Annotated in this window: 22 protein-coding genes, 1 riboswitch and 1 other annotated feature; of the genes, 6 read left to right on the forward strand and 16 right to left on the reverse strand. The window is 42.6% G+C overall.

Annotated features, from left to right (window positions below; genetic code table 11):
- Nucleotides 1-3: 3 nt before the first annotated feature.
- Nucleotides 4-139, reverse strand: a sequence feature (His leader region).
- Nucleotides 140-322: 183 nt separating this feature from the next.
- Nucleotides 323-1,918, reverse strand: a complete 1,596-nt coding sequence (locus tag ACHUFI_RS05345) for a Na+/H+ antiporter NhaC family protein (protein ID WP_394247319.1) — start codon at nt 1,916-1,918, stop codon at nt 323-325.
- A gap of 109 nt (nt 1,919-2,027) precedes the next feature.
- Nucleotides 2,028-2,205: riboswitch (Lysine riboswitch) on the reverse strand.
- Between the two features lie 400 nt (nt 2,206-2,605).
- Here ACHUFI_RS05345 and ACHUFI_RS05350 point away from each other — a divergent pair.
- Complete coding sequence (locus ACHUFI_RS05350) at nt 2,606-3,013, forward strand: H-NS family histone-like protein (protein ID WP_394247320.1); 408 nt, start codon at nt 2,606-2,608, stop codon at nt 3,011-3,013.
- A gap of 82 nt (nt 3,014-3,095) precedes the next feature.
- On the opposite strand, the gene ACHUFI_RS05355 is transcribed toward ACHUFI_RS05350, so the two are convergent.
- Both ACHUFI_RS05355 and ACHUFI_RS05360 read right to left on the reverse strand, forming a co-directional pair.
- Nucleotides 3,096-4,400: an inosine/guanosine kinase gene (locus ACHUFI_RS05355; RefSeq protein WP_394247321.1), complete on the reverse strand. Its 1,305-nt coding sequence runs from the start codon at nt 4,398-4,400 to the stop codon at nt 3,096-3,098.
- A 103-nt stretch (nt 4,401-4,503) separates the two neighbouring features.
- Complete coding sequence (locus tag ACHUFI_RS05360; RefSeq protein WP_394247322.1) at nt 4,504-4,773, reverse strand: hypothetical protein; 270 nt, start codon at nt 4,771-4,773, stop codon at nt 4,504-4,506.
- A gap of 202 nt (nt 4,774-4,975) precedes the next feature.
- On the opposite strand from ACHUFI_RS05360, the gene mnmA reads away from it, so the two are divergent.
- From mnmA to purB, 3 genes are all read left to right on the forward strand, one after another.
- Nucleotides 4,976-6,100 (forward strand): tRNA 2-thiouridine(34) synthase MnmA, encoded by a 1,125-nt coding sequence (gene mnmA / locus ACHUFI_RS05365; RefSeq protein WP_394247323.1) that lies wholly within the window; start codon nt 4,976-4,978, stop codon nt 6,098-6,100.
- Nucleotides 6,101-6,161: 61 nt separating this feature from the next.
- The gene (gene hflD / locus ACHUFI_RS05370) at nt 6,162-6,779 is read left to right on the forward strand and encodes a high frequency lysogenization protein HflD (protein ID WP_394247324.1); all 618 of its coding nucleotides are present in this window, start codon (nt 6,162-6,164) and stop codon (nt 6,777-6,779) included.
- 139 nt (nt 6,780-6,918) lie between these two features.
- Entirely contained in the window at nt 6,919-8,289 is a 1,371-nt protein-coding gene (gene purB / locus ACHUFI_RS05375; protein ID WP_394247325.1) for an adenylosuccinate lyase, read from the forward strand.
- Between the two features lie 56 nt (nt 8,290-8,345).
- Here the strand turns inward: purB and ACHUFI_RS05380 are convergent, their stop codons facing one another.
- From ACHUFI_RS05380 to htpX, 9 genes are all read right to left on the reverse strand, one after another.
- Nucleotides 8,346-8,891 carry a DUF3833 domain-containing protein gene (locus ACHUFI_RS05380; RefSeq protein ID WP_394247326.1) on the reverse strand — a complete coding sequence of 182 codons (546 nt, stop codon included), beginning with the start codon at nt 8,889-8,891 and terminating at the stop codon, nt 8,346-8,348.
- Complete coding sequence (locus ACHUFI_RS05385) at nt 8,888-9,460, reverse strand: chalcone isomerase family protein (protein ID WP_394247327.1); 573 nt, start codon at nt 9,458-9,460, stop codon at nt 8,888-8,890. The genes ACHUFI_RS05380 and ACHUFI_RS05385 overlap by 4 nt, the downstream gene beginning before the upstream one ends.
- Nucleotides 9,426-9,935, reverse strand: coding sequence for a DUF2878 domain-containing protein (locus tag ACHUFI_RS05390; protein ID WP_394247328.1), 510 nt, complete (start codon nt 9,933-9,935; stop codon nt 9,426-9,428). Before ACHUFI_RS05390 ends, ACHUFI_RS05385 begins: the two co-directional genes overlap by 35 nt.
- Before the next feature lie 8 nt (nt 9,936-9,943).
- Entirely contained in the window at nt 9,944-11,188 is a 1,245-nt protein-coding gene (locus ACHUFI_RS05395) for a class I SAM-dependent methyltransferase (RefSeq protein WP_394247329.1), read from the reverse strand.
- Between the two features lie 38 nt (nt 11,189-11,226).
- Nucleotides 11,227-12,009: a DUF1365 domain-containing protein gene (locus ACHUFI_RS05400; protein WP_394247540.1), complete on the reverse strand. Its 783-nt coding sequence runs from the start codon at nt 12,007-12,009 to the stop codon at nt 11,227-11,229.
- Nucleotides 12,003-13,286, reverse strand: coding sequence for an NAD(P)/FAD-dependent oxidoreductase (locus ACHUFI_RS05405; RefSeq protein ID WP_394247330.1), 1,284 nt, complete (start codon nt 13,284-13,286; stop codon nt 12,003-12,005). Before ACHUFI_RS05405 ends, ACHUFI_RS05400 begins: the two co-directional genes overlap by 7 nt.
- Before the next feature lie 19 nt (nt 13,287-13,305).
- Entirely contained in the window at nt 13,306-14,037 is a 732-nt protein-coding gene (locus tag ACHUFI_RS05410) for an SDR family NAD(P)-dependent oxidoreductase (RefSeq protein WP_394247331.1), read from the reverse strand.
- On the reverse strand, nt 14,037-14,456 hold the full coding sequence (locus ACHUFI_RS05415) for a nuclear transport factor 2 family protein (RefSeq protein ID WP_394247332.1): 420 nt from the start codon (nt 14,454-14,456) through the stop codon (nt 14,037-14,039). Before ACHUFI_RS05415 ends, ACHUFI_RS05410 begins: the two co-directional genes overlap by 1 nt.
- 169 nt (nt 14,457-14,625) lie before the next feature.
- Nucleotides 14,626-15,492, reverse strand: a complete 867-nt coding sequence (gene htpX, locus ACHUFI_RS05420) for a protease HtpX (RefSeq protein ID WP_394247333.1) — start codon at nt 15,490-15,492, stop codon at nt 14,626-14,628.
- Nucleotides 15,493-15,710: 218 nt separating this feature from the next.
- On the opposite strand from htpX, the gene ACHUFI_RS05425 reads away from it, so the two are divergent.
- Nucleotides 15,711-15,926, forward strand: a complete 216-nt coding sequence (locus ACHUFI_RS05425; RefSeq protein ID WP_394247547.1) for a hypothetical protein — start codon at nt 15,711-15,713, stop codon at nt 15,924-15,926.
- A 44-nt stretch (nt 15,927-15,970) separates the two neighbouring features.
- Here ACHUFI_RS05425 and bioD read toward each other — a convergent pair whose 3' ends face one another.
- Genes bioD through bioB form a run of 4 tightly spaced genes read right to left on the reverse strand, consistent with a single transcriptional unit; the run spans nt 15,971 to nt 19,656 of the window.
- Nucleotides 15,971-16,654, reverse strand: coding sequence for a dethiobiotin synthase (gene bioD / locus ACHUFI_RS05430; protein WP_394247334.1), 684 nt, complete (start codon nt 16,652-16,654; stop codon nt 15,971-15,973).
- Entirely contained in the window at nt 16,651-17,454 is an 804-nt protein-coding gene (bioC, locus tag ACHUFI_RS05435; protein WP_394247335.1) for a malonyl-ACP O-methyltransferase BioC, read from the reverse strand. Before bioC ends, bioD begins: the two co-directional genes overlap by 4 nt.
- The gene (gene bioF / locus ACHUFI_RS05440; protein ID WP_394247336.1) at nt 17,454-18,617 is read right to left on the reverse strand and encodes an 8-amino-7-oxononanoate synthase; all 1,164 of its coding nucleotides are present in this window, start codon (nt 18,615-18,617) and stop codon (nt 17,454-17,456) included. Before bioF ends, bioC begins: the two co-directional genes overlap by 1 nt.
- On the reverse strand, nt 18,604-19,656 hold the full coding sequence (gene bioB / locus ACHUFI_RS05445) for a biotin synthase BioB (RefSeq protein WP_394247337.1): 1,053 nt from the start codon (nt 19,654-19,656) through the stop codon (nt 18,604-18,606). The genes bioF and bioB overlap by 14 nt, the downstream gene beginning before the upstream one ends.
- 165 nt (nt 19,657-19,821) lie before the next feature.
- Here bioB and bioA point away from each other — a divergent pair, with 165 nt between their 5' ends.
- Nucleotides 19,822-21,099, forward strand: a complete 1,278-nt coding sequence (bioA, locus tag ACHUFI_RS05450; RefSeq protein WP_394247338.1) for an adenosylmethionine--8-amino-7-oxononanoate transaminase — start codon at nt 19,822-19,824, stop codon at nt 21,097-21,099.
- Nucleotides 21,100-21,176: the final 77 nt, after the last annotated feature.

Raw genomic sequence — 21,176 nt, forward strand, 5'->3', positions numbered from 1 at the left:
AAAACTAAAAAACCCTCGGTGAGACTTTCTCTCCCGAGGGTTTAAATCTAAATTCTTTGACTTAACCTCCGGGAGTTTTCCTGCTCCCGGGTATACGTAAATCTCCCCGAAAGACTAGATAGGGTGATGATGGTGATGAATGTTCATTACTAAATTACGCATACTTATCAGCTCTTAGGTTGTTTGCTGTCTTAACTCCACACTAACTAAGCTGACTTTCTTTTTCAACTATTAATTTGAAGTTTTTTTACTTATTTTAAAATTCCGCTAAATACGAAAAAAGGAGGCCGAAGCCTCCTTGTTTACAATTCAATCACTCACATTAAGCGTTCTGGTATTTTGCCATTTTACAGCGAGACAAATACGCTAGCGCAAAACACACAGCAACAAACGTTGCACTTGCTGCAGCAAAAGAAATTGCTACTGATGAAGTCATACCTAACACGATAAAGCCAACACAAGAAACCACAGCGACAGAAATCGCATAAGGCAATTGCGTTGCCACGTGATCAATGTGATTACAGCGAGCACCTGTTGAAGACAAGATCGTTGTGTCTGAAATTGGAGAGCAGTGATCACCAAATACAGAGCCAGCTAATACCGCACTCAACATTGGAAGCATTAACGCTAAATCCGTAGCACCGGCCATGTCACCTGCGATTGGTAACATAATACCAAAAGTACCCCAAGATGTGCCTGTTGAGAATGCCATCACACCTGCAAGCAAGAATAGGATAACTGGTAACCAATGGTAATCAATATTGCCAGTCGCTAACGAAGATAAGTAAGTACCCGTTTTCATGTCACCGATAACTGAACCAATTGTCCATGCAAAGACTAATATTAAAATCGCACCAAACATAGAACGAGCGCCAATCCACATCGTTCTTGTAATCTCGGTAATAGATAATTTCTGTTTTAGAACAGTACCTAGAGCAACTAATAAACCTAAAACGCCACCGTAAATAAGAGACTTACCTACATCAGTATTTTCAAAGGCACCAAGAAGGTTAAATGCTTGGCCATCTGCAGCCAATGCAGCACCGCCTGTATACAGCATCGCTGCAACAGTCGCTACGATAAGAGAAACAATCGGCATCACTAGGTCTGAAACAGAACCGTTTTTGCTCTCTTCGATATCTAGTTCTTCATTTAAGTCTCTTGCTTCACTTTGGTCTGAATCACTGTCAAAACCACGACCTTGTGAAGCTTCAATTTCATGTTGACGCATCTTGCCAACGTCTAGGCCGAACCATGCCACTGCAAACACCATTAGTAGTGCAAATACAGCGTAGAAGTTCATAGGAATAAGACGAATATAAGCACCTAACGCTGAATACTCAGTCATTCCGTGCGTTACGAGAATGCCACCAATGATTGTCATGATGTAAGCACCCCAGCTAGACGCTGGCATGATCACACACATTGGAGCAGCAGTTGAATCAAGAATGTACGCTAACTTAGCGCGAGATACGTAAAAGCGATCAGTTACCGGGCGAGAAATAGCGCCAACAGCAAGACTATTAAAATAGTCATCGACAAAAATAAATACACCTAGGAATGCTGCTAACAATTTTGAACCGCGTTTACTTTTTACGCGAGACTGAGCCCATTCGGCAAAAGCACGAGTACCACCCGATAATGTGAGTAGCGCTGTCATCATACCCAATAGTAATAAGAAGCCTACGATGCTCATGTTCCAAGTGTTGATACCACCATCTTCGATGAATACCCCTGAAACTTTTGTTCCAACGTAACCTAGCGCGTTCCCTACTGAATAATCAGCAAGCAGGATCGCCCCCATAACAATACCGACACCCAGAGAAACCAATACTCGGCGAGTGATAATAGCAAGGCTCAAAGCCACAATAGGTGGCAGCAAAGACAAAGGAGATGTAGCAAAATCTATTAAATTCATGATCTTCAAAAACCAGTTTTTTATTTGGCTAGAGATCTACTGTAGACAAATTTGAGGATACTCAAATTCATGTTGAACTAAGCGAAAGGGAAGTGAACACTTCACCCAACCCCACAGTAGCGCTCCATAGTTTAAAAATAAGACTATGGCAGTGTTGTACCTATTGAGTACAACCCCAGCAAATTGCTTAGATATACAATTTACTTCGGCAATTACACCTTCCACTATTATTCATTGGCATCACCCCAATAATAGCTACTTTTTGTACTTGCACCTCTACGGCGATAACGTATTTTTCACTGCTGGAAACCGACTTTAACAACAATTTAACCTACACATCGCATCAGGTAGCCGCAATTGTACTCATGATTCAACCCAATGCAACATAACATTCCAAATTTTCTCACTTTAAGTTTCTCTAAAATGCTACAAGTTGCATCGAAAGTTACATCAGTTATTCCATCGAGCTCATAAAAAATAATATGAACATTTACATTGGAAGTATAAACATTTAGAAGTGATACATATTTGCACCCGTTATATAAAGTCCAAATATTTTGTGAATTAATTAACTTAACCCACCCAAATAACGTTCGTTAATATTATTATTAGTAAATATCATTTGTTTTATTCTAGGGTACTGTTTATTATTATGTGGATTAATTTATTATCTTGATGGGAAAAGCCATGTCTGAATTAACAAAAACTCTATTAAATATTCGCAGCCTACGCGCATTTTCACGTGAGCTAACACTTGAGCAGTTAGAAGAAGCACTAGATAAACTAACGACTGTTGTTCAAGAACGTCAAGAAACAGAAGCAGCAGATCGCGCAGAAAGAGAAGCTCGTGAAGCTAAGCTTGCTGAATACGCACAAATGATTGCTAAAGACGGCATCGATGTTGAAGACTTAATTGCTGCACTTTCTGGTGAAGCTAAAGCTACAACAAAGAAAAAACGCGCTCCTCGCCCAGCTAAATACAAATACGTAGATGGTAACGGCGATGAAAAAACTTGGACAGGCCAAGGTCGTACACCTTCAGCAATTCAAGAACAATTAGATGCGGGTAAATCTTTAGAAGATTTCGAAATCTAATTAATCAATGACAACGAAAAAGGCTCCTATTAAGAGGAGCCTTTTTTATTGGTTCAGAATAGGATGTTTATCCTTTTATAGCTTATCTTTCCCAGTAAGCTTCTTCTAAACTGTCTTCACGTTCAGGTAAACCACGAGACAAGCGTGGAGAGTGCTGAACTAACACTTCATAACTTGCACGGTTTGAATACTTACATACTTGCGAAAATGAAGAGTAAGTTAAATATGGGTGTTGATGTTTACTAGAGTTCGGCACGTTTTCTTTATGGTATTTATTTGCAGCCATATCATGAAGCAATGCAGATAATGCAGCATCACCAGCACCATTCGTATTCTTGATCTTTTCTGGGCCACCCATATATGGTGCGATATGCGAGTAAACTTTAATTGGGTTAACACACAACTCACGTGATGCTGGCCGGCTGAATTCAAATCGGTTAAATTCAGCAATAGAACCAGGTAGTAACGGCAAAGAAGTTTCGCGCTTGGCTTCTTCTTCTGTATAACCCGCCATAAATAAACCTACCGGCCCCGCCGTACATAGAACTAAGTCCACCCAATCCAGTGTTTTATCAGATGCTGCTAGAGGATCACTTTCTCCAGTTAATGCCTCGGCTTCATCTTCATTCATTGCAACAACACTGACGTGCTGCTCTAAAAATTCTTTCCAAAATTCAGGGTCGTCTTGAATTACGAATTTAGTCCCTAGTGTTAATACCACTGGCACATCATGCTTTTTAGCGTATTCGATCGCTTTCATTGTTGCTTCAGGCATTGGGTCGCCTGCTTTACAACGCACTAAATAAGCCGTCAAAACTAAAGCAGAAGCATTCTTAAATATCTTTTCTGGAATGCTCTCTGGATTAAGTTGGTTCATTTGCCCTTCACTAATCGCAAATGTACGCTCACCATCTTCGGTAATAAGTGCAAAGCAACGACCGATAGCCCCATCGACACCTTGTAAATGGTTCAAATCCATTCGGCTTGAAGTATTACAAAGGTAACGATAACCATAGCTACCGATTTTAATATCTTGACTCATGACACCTAATAACGTCGAACGGTCATCTGCCAATACAGAGTAATTATGCAGAGTATTACCGATCGTCCCGCCAGCATATTCGTTAGTGATCAATTCGTTTGATTTCAGCTCTTGGTATAAAGCCTCGGCAGTCTCGTCATCAATAACTAATGAATGGCCTTTACTTAAGTTATATTTTTCAATTAGTTCTGAACTTACCTTCGCCTCAATATCTACCAATGTTTGGTCAATACCAATAATATGAGTGCGCGACATTTTCTTACTTTCATGTGCTTGGCTTACAAGTGGATCACGAGCGTGAACTGGAAAGTAATGCTTAGATTTGCGTTGTCCAGGAAATTTCATATAGTCAGTCTAAGTAAAGGAGAGAATGGGAGGCGGATTCTACCGCGCCATTTTTAACGCGGCAATATTTCAAATTATAGCAAACGTTTGCTAGGTGTTTTTTTTATTCGCCTTCCATGAAGCTTAGATCAGGAAGCATATCTAGATGCTCTGAATAACGTTTTAAATTAAATTCAGCACCATTTTTCATCACATCGAAAACCTCGACCGCCACAGCGCACGCCATCGCTTGAATGGCTTCATCACGGGGAGTCCCCGTCATCATCAGGCGCATGAGTGTTTCTTTGACTTTAATTGGTTGGCCATCTTCCAGTTGATTCTCGATAATTTCAATCAACTGCTCTTCTTGCATAAATTCATTTTGTATAGACATTTTTTATCTCTAGTCTTGGATTTTGAGCGACTATGCCACATATAAGTCTGACATCCTAGCGACTCACCTCGCCTCTATTAGATTCTCTTAAGAACCAGCATACTAAGTGTGCAAATGAAACTGTGATTCCCGTCTCGGATCTGTCACGTTGTTTCTCTTTCTGTTAGAATCTGCGACCAAGTAATATTAACGGTGTTTAGACATGTCAGATAACAGCCAAAAGAAAGTAATTGTCGGAATGTCCGGCGGTGTAGATTCGTCAGTATCAGCGTATCTTCTGCAGCAACAAGGCTATCAGGTAGAAGGCCTTTTCATGAAAAACTGGGAAGAAGATGATAACGAAGAGTACTGTACTGCGGCTGAAGATCTGGCGGATGCTCAAGCCGTTTGTGACAAGTTAGGTATCCACCTACATACCATCAATTTTGCCGCAGAATACTGGGATAATGTATTCGAATACTTCCTAGCTGAATACAAAGCAGGTCGTACGCCGAACCCAGATATTCTTTGTAACAAAGAAATTAAGTTCAAAGCATTCCTAGAATTCGCAGATGAAGTGCTAGATGCCGATTACATTGCGATGGGCCACTACGTTCGACGTACTTTCCCAACTCAAGAAGAACTAGACGCAGGTATTAAGCCTGAAATGCTGCGTGGATTAGACAGCAATAAAGACCAAAGCTACTTCCTATATACACTTAGCTCAGAACAAGTTGCGCGCAGCCTGTTCCCAGTCGGTGAACTAGAGAAGCCTGAAGTTCGTCGAATCGCTGAAGAGCAAGACCTCATCACTGCGAAGAAGAAAGACTCAACTGGTATTTGCTTCATTGGCGAGCGTAAGTTCACTGAATTCCTCGGTAAATATCTACCTGCACAACCAGGTGACATCGAAACACCGGAAGGTAAAGTGATTGGTCAACATAACGGTTTGATGTATCACACGCTAGGTCAACGTAAAGGCCTTCACATTGGAGGCACCAAAGGTGGTGGCGGTAACGAAGAGCCTTGGTTTGTTGGTGAAAAAGATCTTAAACGTAACGTGCTAATTGCCGTACAAGGGAAAGATCACCCTCTTCTAAAATCTGAAGGTTTGATTGCCGCTCAACTTCACTGGGTAAATCGTCAACCAATCACTGAAGTTATGAAGTGCACGGTAAAAACTCGTTACCGTCAAACTGATATTCCTTGTACAATCATCCCAATTGATGATGAGAACATTAAGGTTATCTTTGATGAGCCTCAAATCGCGGTGACCCCTGGTCAATCCGCTGTTTTCTACCAAGACGAAGTCTGTCTAGGTGGCGGCATCATCGAAAAACGAATTTAAGCTGACGTTATTTTAATAGCGAATATATTGCACTTTACCCGATTCAATTAGGAGTTGTTACGTGGCTAATACACTTTATGACCGCACTATTGCTTTTGCCGGAATTTGCCAAGCGGTGGCTTTGGTTCAACAGGTAGCAAAAGACGGTCACTGTGATTCAGACGCTTTCGAAGCTTCAATGAATGCAATCATCAATACCAATCCAGTTAATACGATCGGTGTTTTTGGCCGCGAAGCAAACTTAAAGTTAGGTTTAGAATGCTTAGTTAAGGGCATTGATAGCACCCCTGCTGGCAGCGACATTACGCGATATATCATCAGCCTTATGGCTCTTGAGCGTAAGCTTACTGGCCGAAATGATGCGATGTCTCAACTAGGCGACCGTATTCAAATGGCTGAACGTCAAACCGATCATTTTGATCTACTTGATGACCAAATGATCAGTAACTTAGCAAGCATCTATCTAGACGTTGTTAGCCCTATCGGTCCACGTATTCAAGTATCAGGTACACCGTCTGTACTTCAACAAACATCTAACCAACATAAGGTACGCGCCCTACTGCTTTCCGGTATTCGTAGTGCGGTGCTTTGGCGCCAAGTGGGCGGAAAACGCCGCCACTTAATCTTTGGACGCAAAAAGATGGTTGAACAGGCTCAAATCTTATTAGCTCGAATTTAATGGTAAGCTCGCGAAATGTCGCGAGCTTATTTTTTGCCAACACAACTCTAACGCAAACGATTGCGCAATATGCGTGACAATTGAGATTGTTACTGGTATAAACCTCACAAAATTTAGAAACCCAATTCAGGAGAACACCATGGAACTGTCAGCATTGACTGCTGTTTCACCAGTAGACGGCCGTTACGGAAGTAAGACAATTGCATTACGCAGCATCTTTAGTGAGTTTGGCCTACTAAAGTACCGCTCTATCGTTGAAATTCGTTGGTTACAAAAGCTTGCAGCAACAGATGCAATCAAAGAAGTACCAGCGTTCAGTCCAGAAGCTAACCAGTTCCTAGATGAACTCGCAGCAAACTTCAGCGAAGAAGACGCGGCTCGCATCAAAGAAATCGAACGCACAACGAACCACGACGTTAAAGCGGTTGAATACTTCCTAAAAGAAAAAGTTGCTGGTGTTGCTGAATTAGACGCGGTTAACGAGTTTATCCACTTCGCATGTACTTCAGAAGACATCAATAACACTTCACACTCACTAATGCTTAAAGAAGCGCGTGACGAAGTAATTCTTCCTGAAATCAAAAACATCATCGACGCTATCAAAGCGCTTGCTGTTGAATACCGCGATATCCCACTTCTGTCTCGTACACACGGTCAGCCAGCTTCTCCATCAACGATGGGTAAAGAAATGGCTAACGTTGCGTACCGTATGGAACGTCAATACAAGCAAATCGCTAACGTTGAAATCCTAGCGAAAATCAATGGTGCTGTAGGTAACTACAACGCTCACCTTTCAGCTTACCCAGAAGTAGACTGGCACCAATTCAGCGAAGAATTCATCACAGAATCTCTTGGCGTAACTTGGAACCCGTATACAACTCAAATCGAACCACACGATTACATCGCTGAATTGTTCGACGCTGTTGCTCGTTTCAACACAATCCTTCTAGACTTTGACCGTGACGTTTGGGGCTACATCGCTCTTGGTCACTTTAAGCAGAAGACAATTGCTGGTGAGATCGGTTCATCAACAATGCCACACAAAGTTAACCCAATTGACTTCGAAAACTCTGAAGGCAACCTTGGATTAGCTAACGCTGTATTTAGTCACCTAGCTCAGAAGCTACCAGTTTCTCGCTGGCAACGTGACCTAACGGACTCAACAGTACTTCGTAACCTAGGTGTTGGTGTTGGCTACGCAATCATTGCATACACTTCGACCCTAAAAGGTATTAGCAAGCTAGAAGTTAACCGTGAAGCTCTGTTAGCAGAACTAGACCAAAACTGGGAAGTGCTAGCTGAGCCAGTGCAAACAGTTATGCGCCGTTACGGTATCGAAAAACCATACGAGAAGCTAAAAGAGCTGACTCGTGGTAAGCGTGTAGATGGCGAAGGCATGCGTGCATTCATTGATGGCCTTGAAATCCCTGCGGATGAAAAAGCGCGCCTTAAAGAGATGACTCCTGCGAACTACATCGGTCAAGCAATTGAGCTAACTGACAAGCTATAAGCAATACGCTTCTAGTAAAAAGGCTTCCATCTGGAAGCCTTTTTTGTACTTGGTTATCATCGCACCTGCTTTTCAAAAAACAATGTGATTGCCCCAACTTCTAATCCAAACTTTTTAATTTTCGTTAGATTGAATGCTCTGGTTTCATCCTGACGATACAGCCAATCATCCAGAGTAACGACGATAGTTGAATCTCCTCGAGGAATTTCGAAGTCGTATTTCCAATGCAGTGCATTGCCCATTTCTTTCCCTTTCGCAACACCAATTATGTCATCAGCTCGACCTTCATAGCTTTCGTCATCTTGTTTGCTAATGTTCCAAATTCTTTGAGATACTTCACCATCATCAAACCTAAAGTCCTCAACAAGTTTGATTTCATTTCCTTTTACTGTCCCGACTATGGACACTTCAAAACGACGCGTCTGCAGGTCACTATAATCTTGAATTATCCCCCAAGCTTTAGTTTCCCCTTCAAAAAACTGGAACAAATCAAACTTAGGTGTCGTTTCTTTGTAATCACTCAGTTCAGAGCTACAACCGCTCAAAACCATCAAAACAACAAGCCCTATCTTTCGAGCTAAAATTCGAATTACTTGTTTCATTTTGCTAACCCTATCAGCTGTTTTCGAAGGTTCGGGTACTCAGTATTCGGCGATAGCCAAATCGCAAGAAAGGCATCGTTGAGCTGTTCATTGTCAATTTTCCCTATATGGCTTTGTTGGTCATCCTTATTAAAATAAAAATCCCCCGACAAACCATCAGTGACGTATATAAGCCTGTCGCCACTAGATACACTTGGGAAAATAGGAATCAGTGCATCTAACCATTGTCTTTGTGATGTGGAGTCATAACCTAATGCTTGCCACTGCTCTATTGTTGCATCAAGCAGCTGATCACTTGAAATGTTCCTCTGATAGCGAATCTCAAGCGCTACCGGATGGGGCGTGATATCTGACGAAACCACATAGCCGCCACTCGGGCTTTGTAAGCGTGATTCATATACATCAAACACAAACCATGATAGCTGTGCTTGCCCAACAGTCGGCCACTCTTTCCAATTTGTACTCTCACTGCCTGATGCCCTAACAGCTTCACTAACCATAGAAAAGTAAAGCGTAGCGACGAGTACAGTAAAGCTAGTGCACCGTCTTTTCAGTTCTTTGCAATCCATAACCGTGCACCTTTACTATGATTAAACTAAGCAACGCCCATTCGCAGCCCAATATCGCTAACGTGACCGCCGTATCTAAGGGCCATTCAACCGCACCAAACTTCATTCCAGCAAAATAGCTCGCGCTACCACCCACCGCACAAATGGCCATGACGGCAAACATAGAAAGCCTTTTTACAACAGGCATTAGATAAACCGCATACCATTGAAAAGCTAGCCACAACCCAACTAACCAAACGGGAATAACCGTAGCGCCTCCAAAGTTCAACACATTGAAAACAATATTAAGTTGGTCAACACAAATGCCAATGCCCACTAAAACGAGCATTTTTGACATTGGCCATTTACTTACTTTGAAGCTCAGAGCGATAGTGAGTCCAATAAGAAGTAACAATAGAGCCTGCTCATCTTTTCGCCCTAACACCGCGATGAACCAAAGCGCTTGAAACCAAATTGAGATCAAAACAAGCTTCATCGTTTTGCCTATGGTCTTTGAAAAGTCGCATGTACGGTACTGATACTTTTCGCCAAAAAGCCACCCTCGCAATAGCTGAAGTAGTATCTCCACATCCGAATAAAACGGTCATCATAGCCAAGTTCTCTCACTCGACTTTCAGCTCTATTGAATCGCTGATGCCACACATTAAGCGTTTTAGCGTAGTCGACTCCGATATCAAACAAATCCCTCATGACTAAATCGCTATGCTGCGTCGTTGCTTGGGTTAATGAGGTTATCGAAGGCAAAAAGCCACCTGGGAAGATATACTTTTGAATGAAATCGACATTATTGCTGTAAGAGTCGTAACGCTGGTCCGCGATAGTAATCGCTTGAATTGCCATCAACCCATTTTTCTTCAATAGAGATTGGCATTTTTGTATATACGAAGGTAAAAATGCTTTACCGACCGCTTCAATCATTTCAATGGACACTAACTTATCGAACTCTCCTTCTAATAAGCGATAGTCCTGCTTCAGTAAGGTAATTTGCTTGCCCAAGCCTTCTTGCTTAATTCGCTTAGCCGTATAGTCATATTGTTCATCCGATATCGTCGTCGTCGTGACCTTGCACCCGTATTGCTTAGCCATATAAATAGCCATCGCGCCCCACCCTGTACCGATTTCAATAACATGGTCAGTGTTGGTGAGGCAAAGCTGTTTACAGAGCCTGTCCATCTTGTTTAGTTGAGCTTGTTCTAACGTTTCGTCTTGTGACTGAAAGATCGCAGATGAATACAACATGTTTTCGTCGAGAAAACTGGTATATAAGTCGTTACCAAGATCGTAATGCGCATGAATATTTTCGGCCGACTGTTTGACTGTATTTCTGTTCAAGAAATGTTTTACTTTATTCGAACACTTATTAATAAAGCTTCCATTGGATTCGATTCCATCCAATGCAGAAAGGTTAAGCGCCATTAGATGCATCAATGCAGTTAAGTCCGGGCTTTCCCACCAGCCATCCATATAAGCTTCTCCTGCCGCAATGCTGCCGCCTTTAAGTAAGCGCTTATAAAAGTCTGGATGTTTTACTTCAATGGTCGCACTTGGCCCTTCACCTTTCGACGAGCCAAATCTCTCATGATTACGCTCAGAGACAGTCGGAAAAGATTCAATAATTGTTAGGCTTCCAACCTGCAATTGATACAAACATTTAAATGCGATAGTACGTGCAGCCCGTTGGGTTGTGGTTAGTAGCTTAGGCAATTCAATTAATGATGTATTTAACATGTTGATTTTCCTTTATGGTTATTATTATCCATTTTGTTCTAGTGCTCTTCGTTATGCATTGAGGAGTCTAATGACGTTTTGTTTGATTTCGGATGTGAGTAAAAGGGAGCGCCTTTAATCCAAAGTTTCAATGCATGCCAATAAATACCTACGGTTACTTTTACGGCCATCAATGGAGTTTTGATCAGAAGTTTAAGCAAATTTTTTGAACTAAATTGCTGAGCTTTCATAGATAAAGACGCATCAAACTCTTTTTTCTGCCGATGACACGCTAGATGAACAAAAAGTCTCTGTTCAAGAGGCTTGAGTCGCCATACATACTGTTGGGATATAGGGTTGAAAGGAGAAACATGAAACGCCTTTTCGTGTGTCCAAGCCTTATTATTTATGCCTGGATGAGATGGGACAGCGTAGTAATGCCTTTCATTCCATGGAGTATTACTCACCTCAGCAAGTAAGTATTTCCACTCTTCTGATTCGTCGTACAAATAATAGAAATTGACTGGGCTGAAATAAATGCCTAAGTACCTCAGATGGCAAACTGCTGTCACTTTCCCGGTGAGACGTGTACCTGTTAGTTCATGCACTTTATTTTGTAGTGCCGTTTTCAAGCATCCCTCTCCGAGATAGTCGGCTCGATGAAAACGCGCCCAGTGCCACCACTTGAAACCAAATCCCCACACTTTTTGTTCCAATTGTTCTAGCTCATCTAAATCAATACTCGCCATAAACAATGGATAATTTAGCTTGTGGTGGACAGGGGAAAAGCGTCGGTGCTGCACCCAACCTACCATCAAACGGCTGTTTAGCTCACTCATGATGCAGCCTCTTGCCTAGCCATCACTTCTACGTGTTGGGAGATTCCCTCAACAACATCTAACGCACTTTTCACTCCATCTTCATGGAAACCATTTCTCCAATAAGCGCCACAAAACCAAGTATTATTTTTGCCGTTTATTTCCGGTTTCCTCGCCTGAGCTTGAATAGCGGCAGTGTTGAACACAGGGTGATAGTAATCAAATGTACGTATAATTTTGTCTTGTAGAATATGCTCTGAGCTATTAAGCGAAACACAAAATGTATGTTTGCTTTCAATATGTTGCAGAATATTCATATTATAAGTGAGCGATGGTGAAGCGAATTGTTGGTTTTCTTTTCCTTCAATTAAATAGTTCCAAGATGCCCAAGCAGAAGGTGCTTTAGGTAATAAAGATGTGTCTGTGTGAAGAATAACTTCATTAGATTGATATGCCATATTACCTAAGATAGAAAATTCCTCTCGTGTAGGTTCATCGAGCATTTTCAATGCTTGGTCGCTATGACACGCAAAGATCACCTGATCAAATCGGTAAGATTGGTCGTTAGCTAGAATACTGACTCCGGTAATGTCTCTTTTGACAGAAGTGACCGGACAATTGAGCAAGATACGCTCTTTGAATCCATCAGTAAGAGGATCAATGTAAGCTCGAGAACCTCCTTCCACCACATACCATTGTGGACGGTTCGTTATATCAAGAAGACCATGATTCAAGAAAAATCGTAAGAAGAAGTACAGAGGAAAGGCGCGCATATCGGCTAACGTCGAAGACCAAATTGCCGCCCCCATCGGTAAGATATAATTTTCGCTAAAATAGTCGCTAAAGTCTTGTTCGTTTAGAAAGTCTCCAAGTGTTAAATCGCACCCTTTAACACTGTCAACATAACGCTTCGCCAGTTTATTAAACCGCAAGATCTCCCAAATAAAATGGTAGAACTTAGGGTTAAGCCAATTACGCTTCTGAGCAAACAAAGTAGTCACTGTATGCCCATTGTATTCTAGACCTGTAACGTCATTCCGAACGCTAAAACTCATTTGTGTCGGCTTTCCTTTTACACCTACACGTTCCAACATTTCAATGAAATTAGGGTAAGTCCTGTCGTTATAAACAATAAAGCCTGTATCAATAGCGTGGTTTTCTCCATCATGCTCAATATCTATTGTCGCAGTATGGCCACCAATATAGTCGTTCGATTCAAAAATGGTCACATCATGCTTAGCATGCAAATAGTGCCCACAAGTTAAACCTGAAATTCCGCTGCCAATTATTGCTATTTTCATTGGTTTTTCCTTTTTTGAGTTAGGCGACTAACTTTCCGACCAACTTTGCTTGTAATGCATAAGGCAGTATGCCGATGAGTCTTAGTATTGAAGTAAACCTAGCTGGGAAATAGATATGAGGACGCTTGTTACTAATGCCGCGAATGATGGCTTTGGAAGCTTCCTCTACGCTAATAAGCATTGGCATAGTAAAAGTATTCTTATCCGTTAAAGGAGTAGCTACAAAACCAGGGTAAACCGTTGTGACCATTATCCCCTTTGGACTAAGTGCAAGATGCAAAGCGCGAGCAAAATAACTGACTGCCGCTTTTGACGCACCATATGCTTCGGCTCTGGGTAGGGCTACCTCACTAGCAATTGAACCCATCACCACGAGATGATCGCCCGAACGGTAATAACGTTGAGACGCTTCGATACAATTCGCCAAACCGGAAACGTTAATCTCCATAATTCTCGAAATGAGAGCAGCATCGATCAGACCGTCATCAATGTATTCGCAATCCCCCGCATTAAATATCCAAAGGTTAGGGTGAATATCCAAATCAACAAACGCAGCTTTTACGTCGCTTAGTTTGGTGAGGTCAAATTGCAGAGTTGAAATATTGCGAGAATAGCTTGAAAGAGCAGCCAGCTTTGCCTGATTCCGACCGCAGGCGTAAACATGAAAGCCTGACTCGGCATAATCTTTGGCTAACCGCTCTCCGATTCCAGATGTCGCACCTGTTATTACCACGCAAGAAGCTTGAGTCATTATTGCCCCACCTTCTGCTTGACTAGTCTGATTAGAGAACCAAGTAATGGCAGGTTTTCGTAAAGCATTTCACCTAAATCGAAATAGTCTCGATGATAAATCACTTTATTGTCCGAGAACTTCAAATGACTAACACCATTCACATACACGGTGTTTCCTTTTGAGAGCTTAGGGTGCTCTAATTCCATCACCCAAGTAATGAAGCCTTCTTCACCAACCTGTTGATGTGCCGAGATAGAAAAATGACAACGCTTTACATTGGCATACAGTGATTCAAAATATTCGTATAGATCGCTAATGCCTTCTATCTTATGAACAGCATCTTCAAAAACAATGTCTTCATGATAAGTCTGCTCTATCAAGTGAAGATTTTTCGCATCAAGCTGCTGATATACTTTTCCGACTTTTTCTACGTTCATACAACCCGCCAACAAACCTATACAAAAACCTTTAACGTACAAGTTAGTACATTAACAAAAAGTTATACAAGTTTTTTATTGTACAACTTTCCATTTATACGGAACCTGGCCGAGATAGATCAAAAAAAAGGGCTTGGTAAAAACCAAGCCCTTTCAATTCAATCTAATTTTATAGCTGACGCAGTGAATTAATGCGTTTATCCAATGGTGGGTGGCTCATCAACAGCTCTGTCATTGTGCTCTTACCATTAATACCAAATGCCATCATTGAACCTTCCAATTGAGGCTCGTGGCTAATTTTAAGTCTTTCCAACGCTGCAATCATTTTTTCCTTGCCAACTAACTGAGCTGCGCCAGCATCGGCATGAAATTCACGATGACGGCTGTACCACATGGTAATAAAGCTTGCTAAGAAGCCAAATACCAATTCCAGCACAATTGAAACACCGAAGTACACCATCATGCTGCTTCCGCCTTCTTCTTCATCATTAGACGCCACAATATTAGCGATAAAACGAGAAAGGAAAATAACGAAAGTATTCACGACACCTTGCATCAAAGTCATGGTAATCATATCGCCATTGGCGATATGGCTAACTTCGTGGGCTAATACCGCTTCTGCCTCATCACGAGTCATGTTATGCAGTAACCCAGTTGATACCGCTACTAGTGAATCATCGCGCTTTGCCCCCGTTGCAAACGCGTTGATATCTGCAGCGTCATAAATCGCTACGGTAGGCATACCAATGCCCACTTGCTGCGCTTGACGACTTACCGTTTCCATTAACCAATGCTCAGTTTCATTGCGTGGGTTTTCTATGACGACAGCACCGACAGAGCGAATTGCCATCCCCTTAGACATCATCAATGAGATGAAAGAACCACCAAAACCAAATACAGCAGCCATCAATAAGATACCAGACGTGCTACCGCCGCCCAGTTGAATTCCAAATATGGCACTTACAATATTCAAAACAACACTTAGCACTAATACGACGGCTAAGTTTGTCGCTAGGAACAACATTACTCGCTTCATTACATTTCTCCGCACTGGAAGCTTATTATTATCTAAAGAGTTTAGGTCATCCTTAAACCAAGCTCTTCAAGTATTCTCTCTTATACATATAGTCTTAGATTTAGAAAACAAGGTTAAGTGTTAAATTGAAACATTTGATTTCTACTGTTCATATTATCCCCATTTCATACTTCTTAGACTTAAGTCGTATTGAGCTAAGACAGTAAACGTTCTAGATTATGTCTCAGATATTAGATGGCACAACCATGCAACAAAAGGAAATGAACATGGCTGAAGGTGGTAACTTCCAAATGGCTATCGACTTACTTTGCTGTCACTTAGGCATCTCAGAAGAAGAAGCTAGAAAGCAAATTGGTATCCAACCGAAACAGGATATCCAAACCCAAATCAGCGAAACGCAACAAGCGCTGATGGGGCTTACAAACGACAAATAAAAAAAGGGCTGCAATCGCAGCCCTTTTCCTTTTTTCTCATCAGTCTACAATGACAATAGCGGTGCTACGTCAATGTACTGGCCAATATCTTTAGATTTCGCTTTTGGCACATAAGGGATTTCACCCAACTTTGGTGCCCCCATCTTCTCTTCCAACATTTTAATAATGTCAGCGTAATGCTCTGTGCCCGGATTAATTCGGTTTGCTACCCAACCAACAAGATTTAGACCATCCGCTTTGATAGCTTCGGCCGTAAGAAGTGCATGGCTCAGACAACCCAATTTAATCCCAACCGTTAACACCACTGGAAGTTGCTCTTGTTTAACCCATTTAGATAAACATTCGGAGTCTGAAATTGGCACGCGCCAACCACCAGCACCTTCCACTAATACAATGTCTGACGACTCTTTATGTTGGGAAAGCTTCTCGCTTAATACTGACTCTTCAATCACCACGTCATCATGCTTAGCGGCAATATGTGGAGAAGACGGCAATAATAAAGCATATGGGTTCACATCTTCATATGCGATGTCTTTTGTCGCCGCTTCTTGTAAGTGAAGTGCGTCTGAGTTGCGGTAACCTTCCGCTGTTTTGTCACAGCCAGCAGCAACTGGCTTATAGCCAATTGTAGATAAATCCTGTGCTGCTAACGCTTGTAGAATAGCCTTTGAAACTACTGTTTTGCCAACTTCGGTATCCGTACCTGCAATAAATAATGCATCAATCATAATTGAATAACCCCTAAACAAACTTGATATGTTGCTGGTAAGAAACCTTGATGGTTTTGAAACTTTCGATATTCTTCTTCGACGAGTCGTAGCATACGACGACTTGTCAGCCCCTGTGAGCGACCACTTACGTGGTTAGCGCCAATACCTTTAAGGTCGCGCATTAATTCAAAAGCGGTGTCGTACCAAACCGTAATGGAGGGCAAGTCTAGTTGATGGTCAGTACACCGTGCTTGCGCTAACGCAATTTTTACCTGATTGGATGAAATAAATTGGTTTACGTGTTGATGTGAATCAATTTCTCGCCACGATCTTTCCAGTTCGAACAGAGAACCAACAAGCAAAGTTGAAAAAGCCAACCTACCTTCCACTTTTGTCACGCGCTTCATTTCACGCAATGGGTAGACTAAGTCCTGACACCACTGCAATGCCAGACTAGAAAATACAATATCAAATTCAGCATCTTCAAATGGGAGCTGCTCGGCGTCGGCTTTTCGGTATTCCTTCACTAAAGCGCCGCAACGAATTTCAGCTTGTCGTAACATGCCTTCAGACAAATCCGCGCAAGTCACAATCGCTCCACGCAGAGCCAGTTGCTCAGAGAAATACCCAGTCCCACAACCAAGATCTAGCACTTTCATGCCGGTAAGGTCGTGTGAAAGCTTTTCTAAAAGACGATGACCAACATCTCGCTGGAATTCTGCGTGCTTATCATAAGACTGCGCCGCTTTGCCAAACGCATCTGCAATCGCGGCTTTATCAATAGCGCTATAGTTTTCCACTACTACTTTTTGAGACATCAGTGAGTACCTATATTGAATTCAACAGCTTGATGAAGTGCCGTACACAACTGTCCAATTTGTTCTGCAGAGTGATTGGCGGTAATCGTTAATCTGACCCTTGCACTCCCTTTTGGAACCGTTGGCGGCCTAATTGCTGTGCACCAAATCTTGCTCGTTTTTAAATGTTCAGCCATGTGAACAGCAACAGATGCATCACCACACAAAAACGGCTTAATCGGTGTCTTCGTTTCGACGTAACCCGACAAGCAGTGTAATGAGTCATGGAAATCCGACTGTAATTCGTTCAACTTCTCTCTACGCCATTCTTGCTCTTGAATCATTCTACATGCGTGAGAAAGTGCGTGAGCTTGAGATGGAGGAAGCGCTGTTGAGTAAACATGATGACGAGAGAATTGAGTTAAATAATCGCCAACATCTGACGAACACATAATCGCAGCACCAGACAAACCAAACGCTTTCCCAAACGTCACCACTAACAAATCAGGTTGAATCCCCGCTTTTGAACAGCTACCCGATCCCTTATCGCCATGAATGCCTATGCCATGCGCGTCATCAACCGCTAACCAAGCATCGTGAGCTTTACATTGTCTCGAAATTTCATCCAATGGAGCGCAATCTCCATCCATGCTAAAAACGCCTTCAGTCACAACCATTGCATTCTCAACCTGTGATAACAAACGAGTAAGGTGTGAGACATCATTGTGCTTAAAGCGCTTCATAGTTGACGAAGCAAGCATCCCAGCTTCCATCAAAGATGCATGGTTCAACTTGTCTTGTATCAAGGTGTCTGACTGCTCAAGTAAGGAGAAAACTAAAGCTTGATTCGCGCTGAATCCGGAACTGAACAAAATCGCACGCTCAAAGCCTAGCCACTCACATAATTGAGATTCAAGGTTTTGATGTGCACGACTAAACCCAGTGACGAGTGGTGAAGCTCCACTTCCTACGCCATAAATGTCTAGCCCTTCTTGCCACGCTTGAATAAGCGCTTTATCGCTCGCAAGCCCAAGGTAATCATTGCTAGAAAAGTTAACGTAAGGTGAACCACCTGCCGTCAATATCGACTGATTAGAGTGAACCAACGGAGTGATTTTACGTGACAACCCTTGAGCTTTGCGTAGCTCAAGGGCATTTGTTATGCGCTGATTAAACAGTGGCATCGTAGAACATGTCATCTTTTGTTGGGCGTGCTGCAACTCGCTCAACAACTTGATCTAACAATTCGTTCTCTTGGATTTCATCAGGTTTCTGGGATACCTGCTGACTATTGATCCCTAGCTTCTTGAAAAGCTGCATATCTGTATCTTCGTCTGGGTTTGGAGTTGTCAGCAGCTTACAGCCATAAAAGATTGAGTTGGCGCCCGCCATGAAACACATCGCTTGCATCTGCTCATTCATGTTTTCGCGTCCAGCCGATAAACGAACCGCTGACTTAGGCATCATAATACGTGCAATCGCGATAAGCTTAATGAAGTCGAATGACTCAACATCATCAACATTTTCCATCGGCGTGCCTTTCACTTTAACAAGCATGTTAATTGGCACACTTTCTGGATGTACTGGTAAGTTCGCAAGTTCTACAAGCAGGCCCGCTCGGTCATTGGTGCTTTCACCCATACCGATGATACCACCAGAACAAATTTTCATTCCGGCATCACGCACGTGAGACAGCGTATCTAAACGATCTTGATAAGTACGAGTCGTGATAATGTTGCCGTAGAACTCTGGAGACGTATCCAAGTTGTGGTTGTAGTAGTCCAAGCCGGCTTCAGAAAGCTCACCCGCTTGCTCTGGCGTCAGCATACCAAGCGTCATACAGGTTTCTAGGCCCATGCCTTTTACGCCTTTAATCATTTCAGTTAGGTGCGGCATGTCGCGTTCTTTTGGATTCTTCCACGCAGCGCCCATACAGAAACGCGTCGAACCGGCATTTTTTGCCTTCTGAGCGGCATCCAATACGCGCTCTACTTCCATCAGACGCTCTTTATCTACATCTGTACGGTAGTGTGCACTCTGAGGACAGTACTTACAGTCTTCTGGGCACGCGCCTGTTTTGATAGAAAGAAGCGTACTTACTTGTACATGATTGTGCTGTTGGTATTGACGATGCACAAGCTGAGCTTCAAACATTAGATCCATAAACGGCTTTTCAAGAAGTGCTCTTACTTCTGCTACTGTCCAGTCATGACGAACTTCCACGTGTCGATCCTTATCTTTATTGTTAGGTATAGGACGCAGCTACAAAAGGCTTGCCTACATTTATGCTTGGATAGTCTACCCACAACCTTTAGACTGTCAACATATTGAGAATATCAAAAGTTTACATCTGGTTATTTTTTAATCGCAATTATTATGGAAGTTGCTATGGATCTCGCCTTCGACCGCCAACACATCTGGCATCCCTACACCTCAACACTGACACCTCTGACCTGCTACCCAGTCACCAATGCAGACGGTGTTTATCTCGAATTGGAAGGCGGAAAACGCCTAATTGACGGTATGTCATCGTGGTGGTCGACTATCCATGGCTACAATCACCCTGTATTAAATGAAGCGGCGCACAGCCAGATTGATAAAGTCTCTCACGTTATGTTCGGCGGGATTACTCACCAACCAGCAATAGATCTCTGTAAATCATTACTGAAGTTAGCTCCGAATAATTTAGAGCATGTTTTTTTGGCCGATTCTGGCTCGGTCGCCGTTGAGGTAAGCTTAAAGATGGCGCTGCAGTACTGGCATGCTAAAGGGCAACCTCGTTCTAAGTTCTTAACTCTTCGAGACGGCTATCATGGTGATACATTTGCCGCCATGTCCGTTACCGACCCAGATAATTCCATGCACACCCTATATAAGGGTTTTCTACCTGAGCACATTTTCGCGGATTCACCCAAAGCTGGCTTTTGGGACACTTGGAATCCAAATGATATCGACAGCTTTCGAGAAAAGCTGAATACTCAGCATCAAGAGATCGCAGCAGTAATCCTAGAGCCAATCGTGCAAGGTGCCGGTGGCATGCGTATCTATCATCCAGAGTTCCTAAAGCAAGTGAGAACGCTTTGTGATGAGTTTAATGTGCTATTGATTGCTGACGAAATTGCCACAGGGTTTGGCCGGACGGGCAAGTTATTTGCGTGTGATCATGCCGAAATACAACCTGATATTCTCTGTGTAGGTAAAGCGCTCACTGGTGGATACATGACCCTGTCAGCGACACTCGCAAGCAAAGACGTGGCGGATACCGTATGTGGTGGTGAGGCAGGGTGCTTTATGCATGGGCCAACTTTCATGGGCAACCCGTTAGCATGTGCTGTTGGCACGGCAAGCCTGGGGCTGATTGAACGAGGTGAATGGCAAACTCAAACTAAACATATTGAACGCTTGTTTTCAGAGTTGCTACCTGGCTTAAAACAGCATGAGCAAGTGAAAGATGTCCGTTGGTTAGGGGCGATTGGCGTAGTAGAGACTCACACCCCAGTGAATATGGAAGAAATTCAGGGTCACTTTGTTGAACAAGGGGTTTGGATTCGACCTTTCGGAAAGCTCATCTATATGATGCCTCCTTTTATTAGTGAGTCACAGCATATCGAGCAACTGGTCGCTGCCATCGATACAGCAGTACAGCGAAAAGAGTGCTTTCAATAACGAGTTAGTAATTGGCTAAACAGCCTTTATGGTATGTGGTTGCAACGATGAGCAACCACTTTACTTCCGGCGAGCTT

Origin of the sequence: Vibrio profundi, from assembly GCF_043642225.1 — a bacterium.
Lineage (GTDB): Bacteria > Pseudomonadota > Gammaproteobacteria > Enterobacterales > Vibrionaceae > Vibrio > Vibrio profundi_A.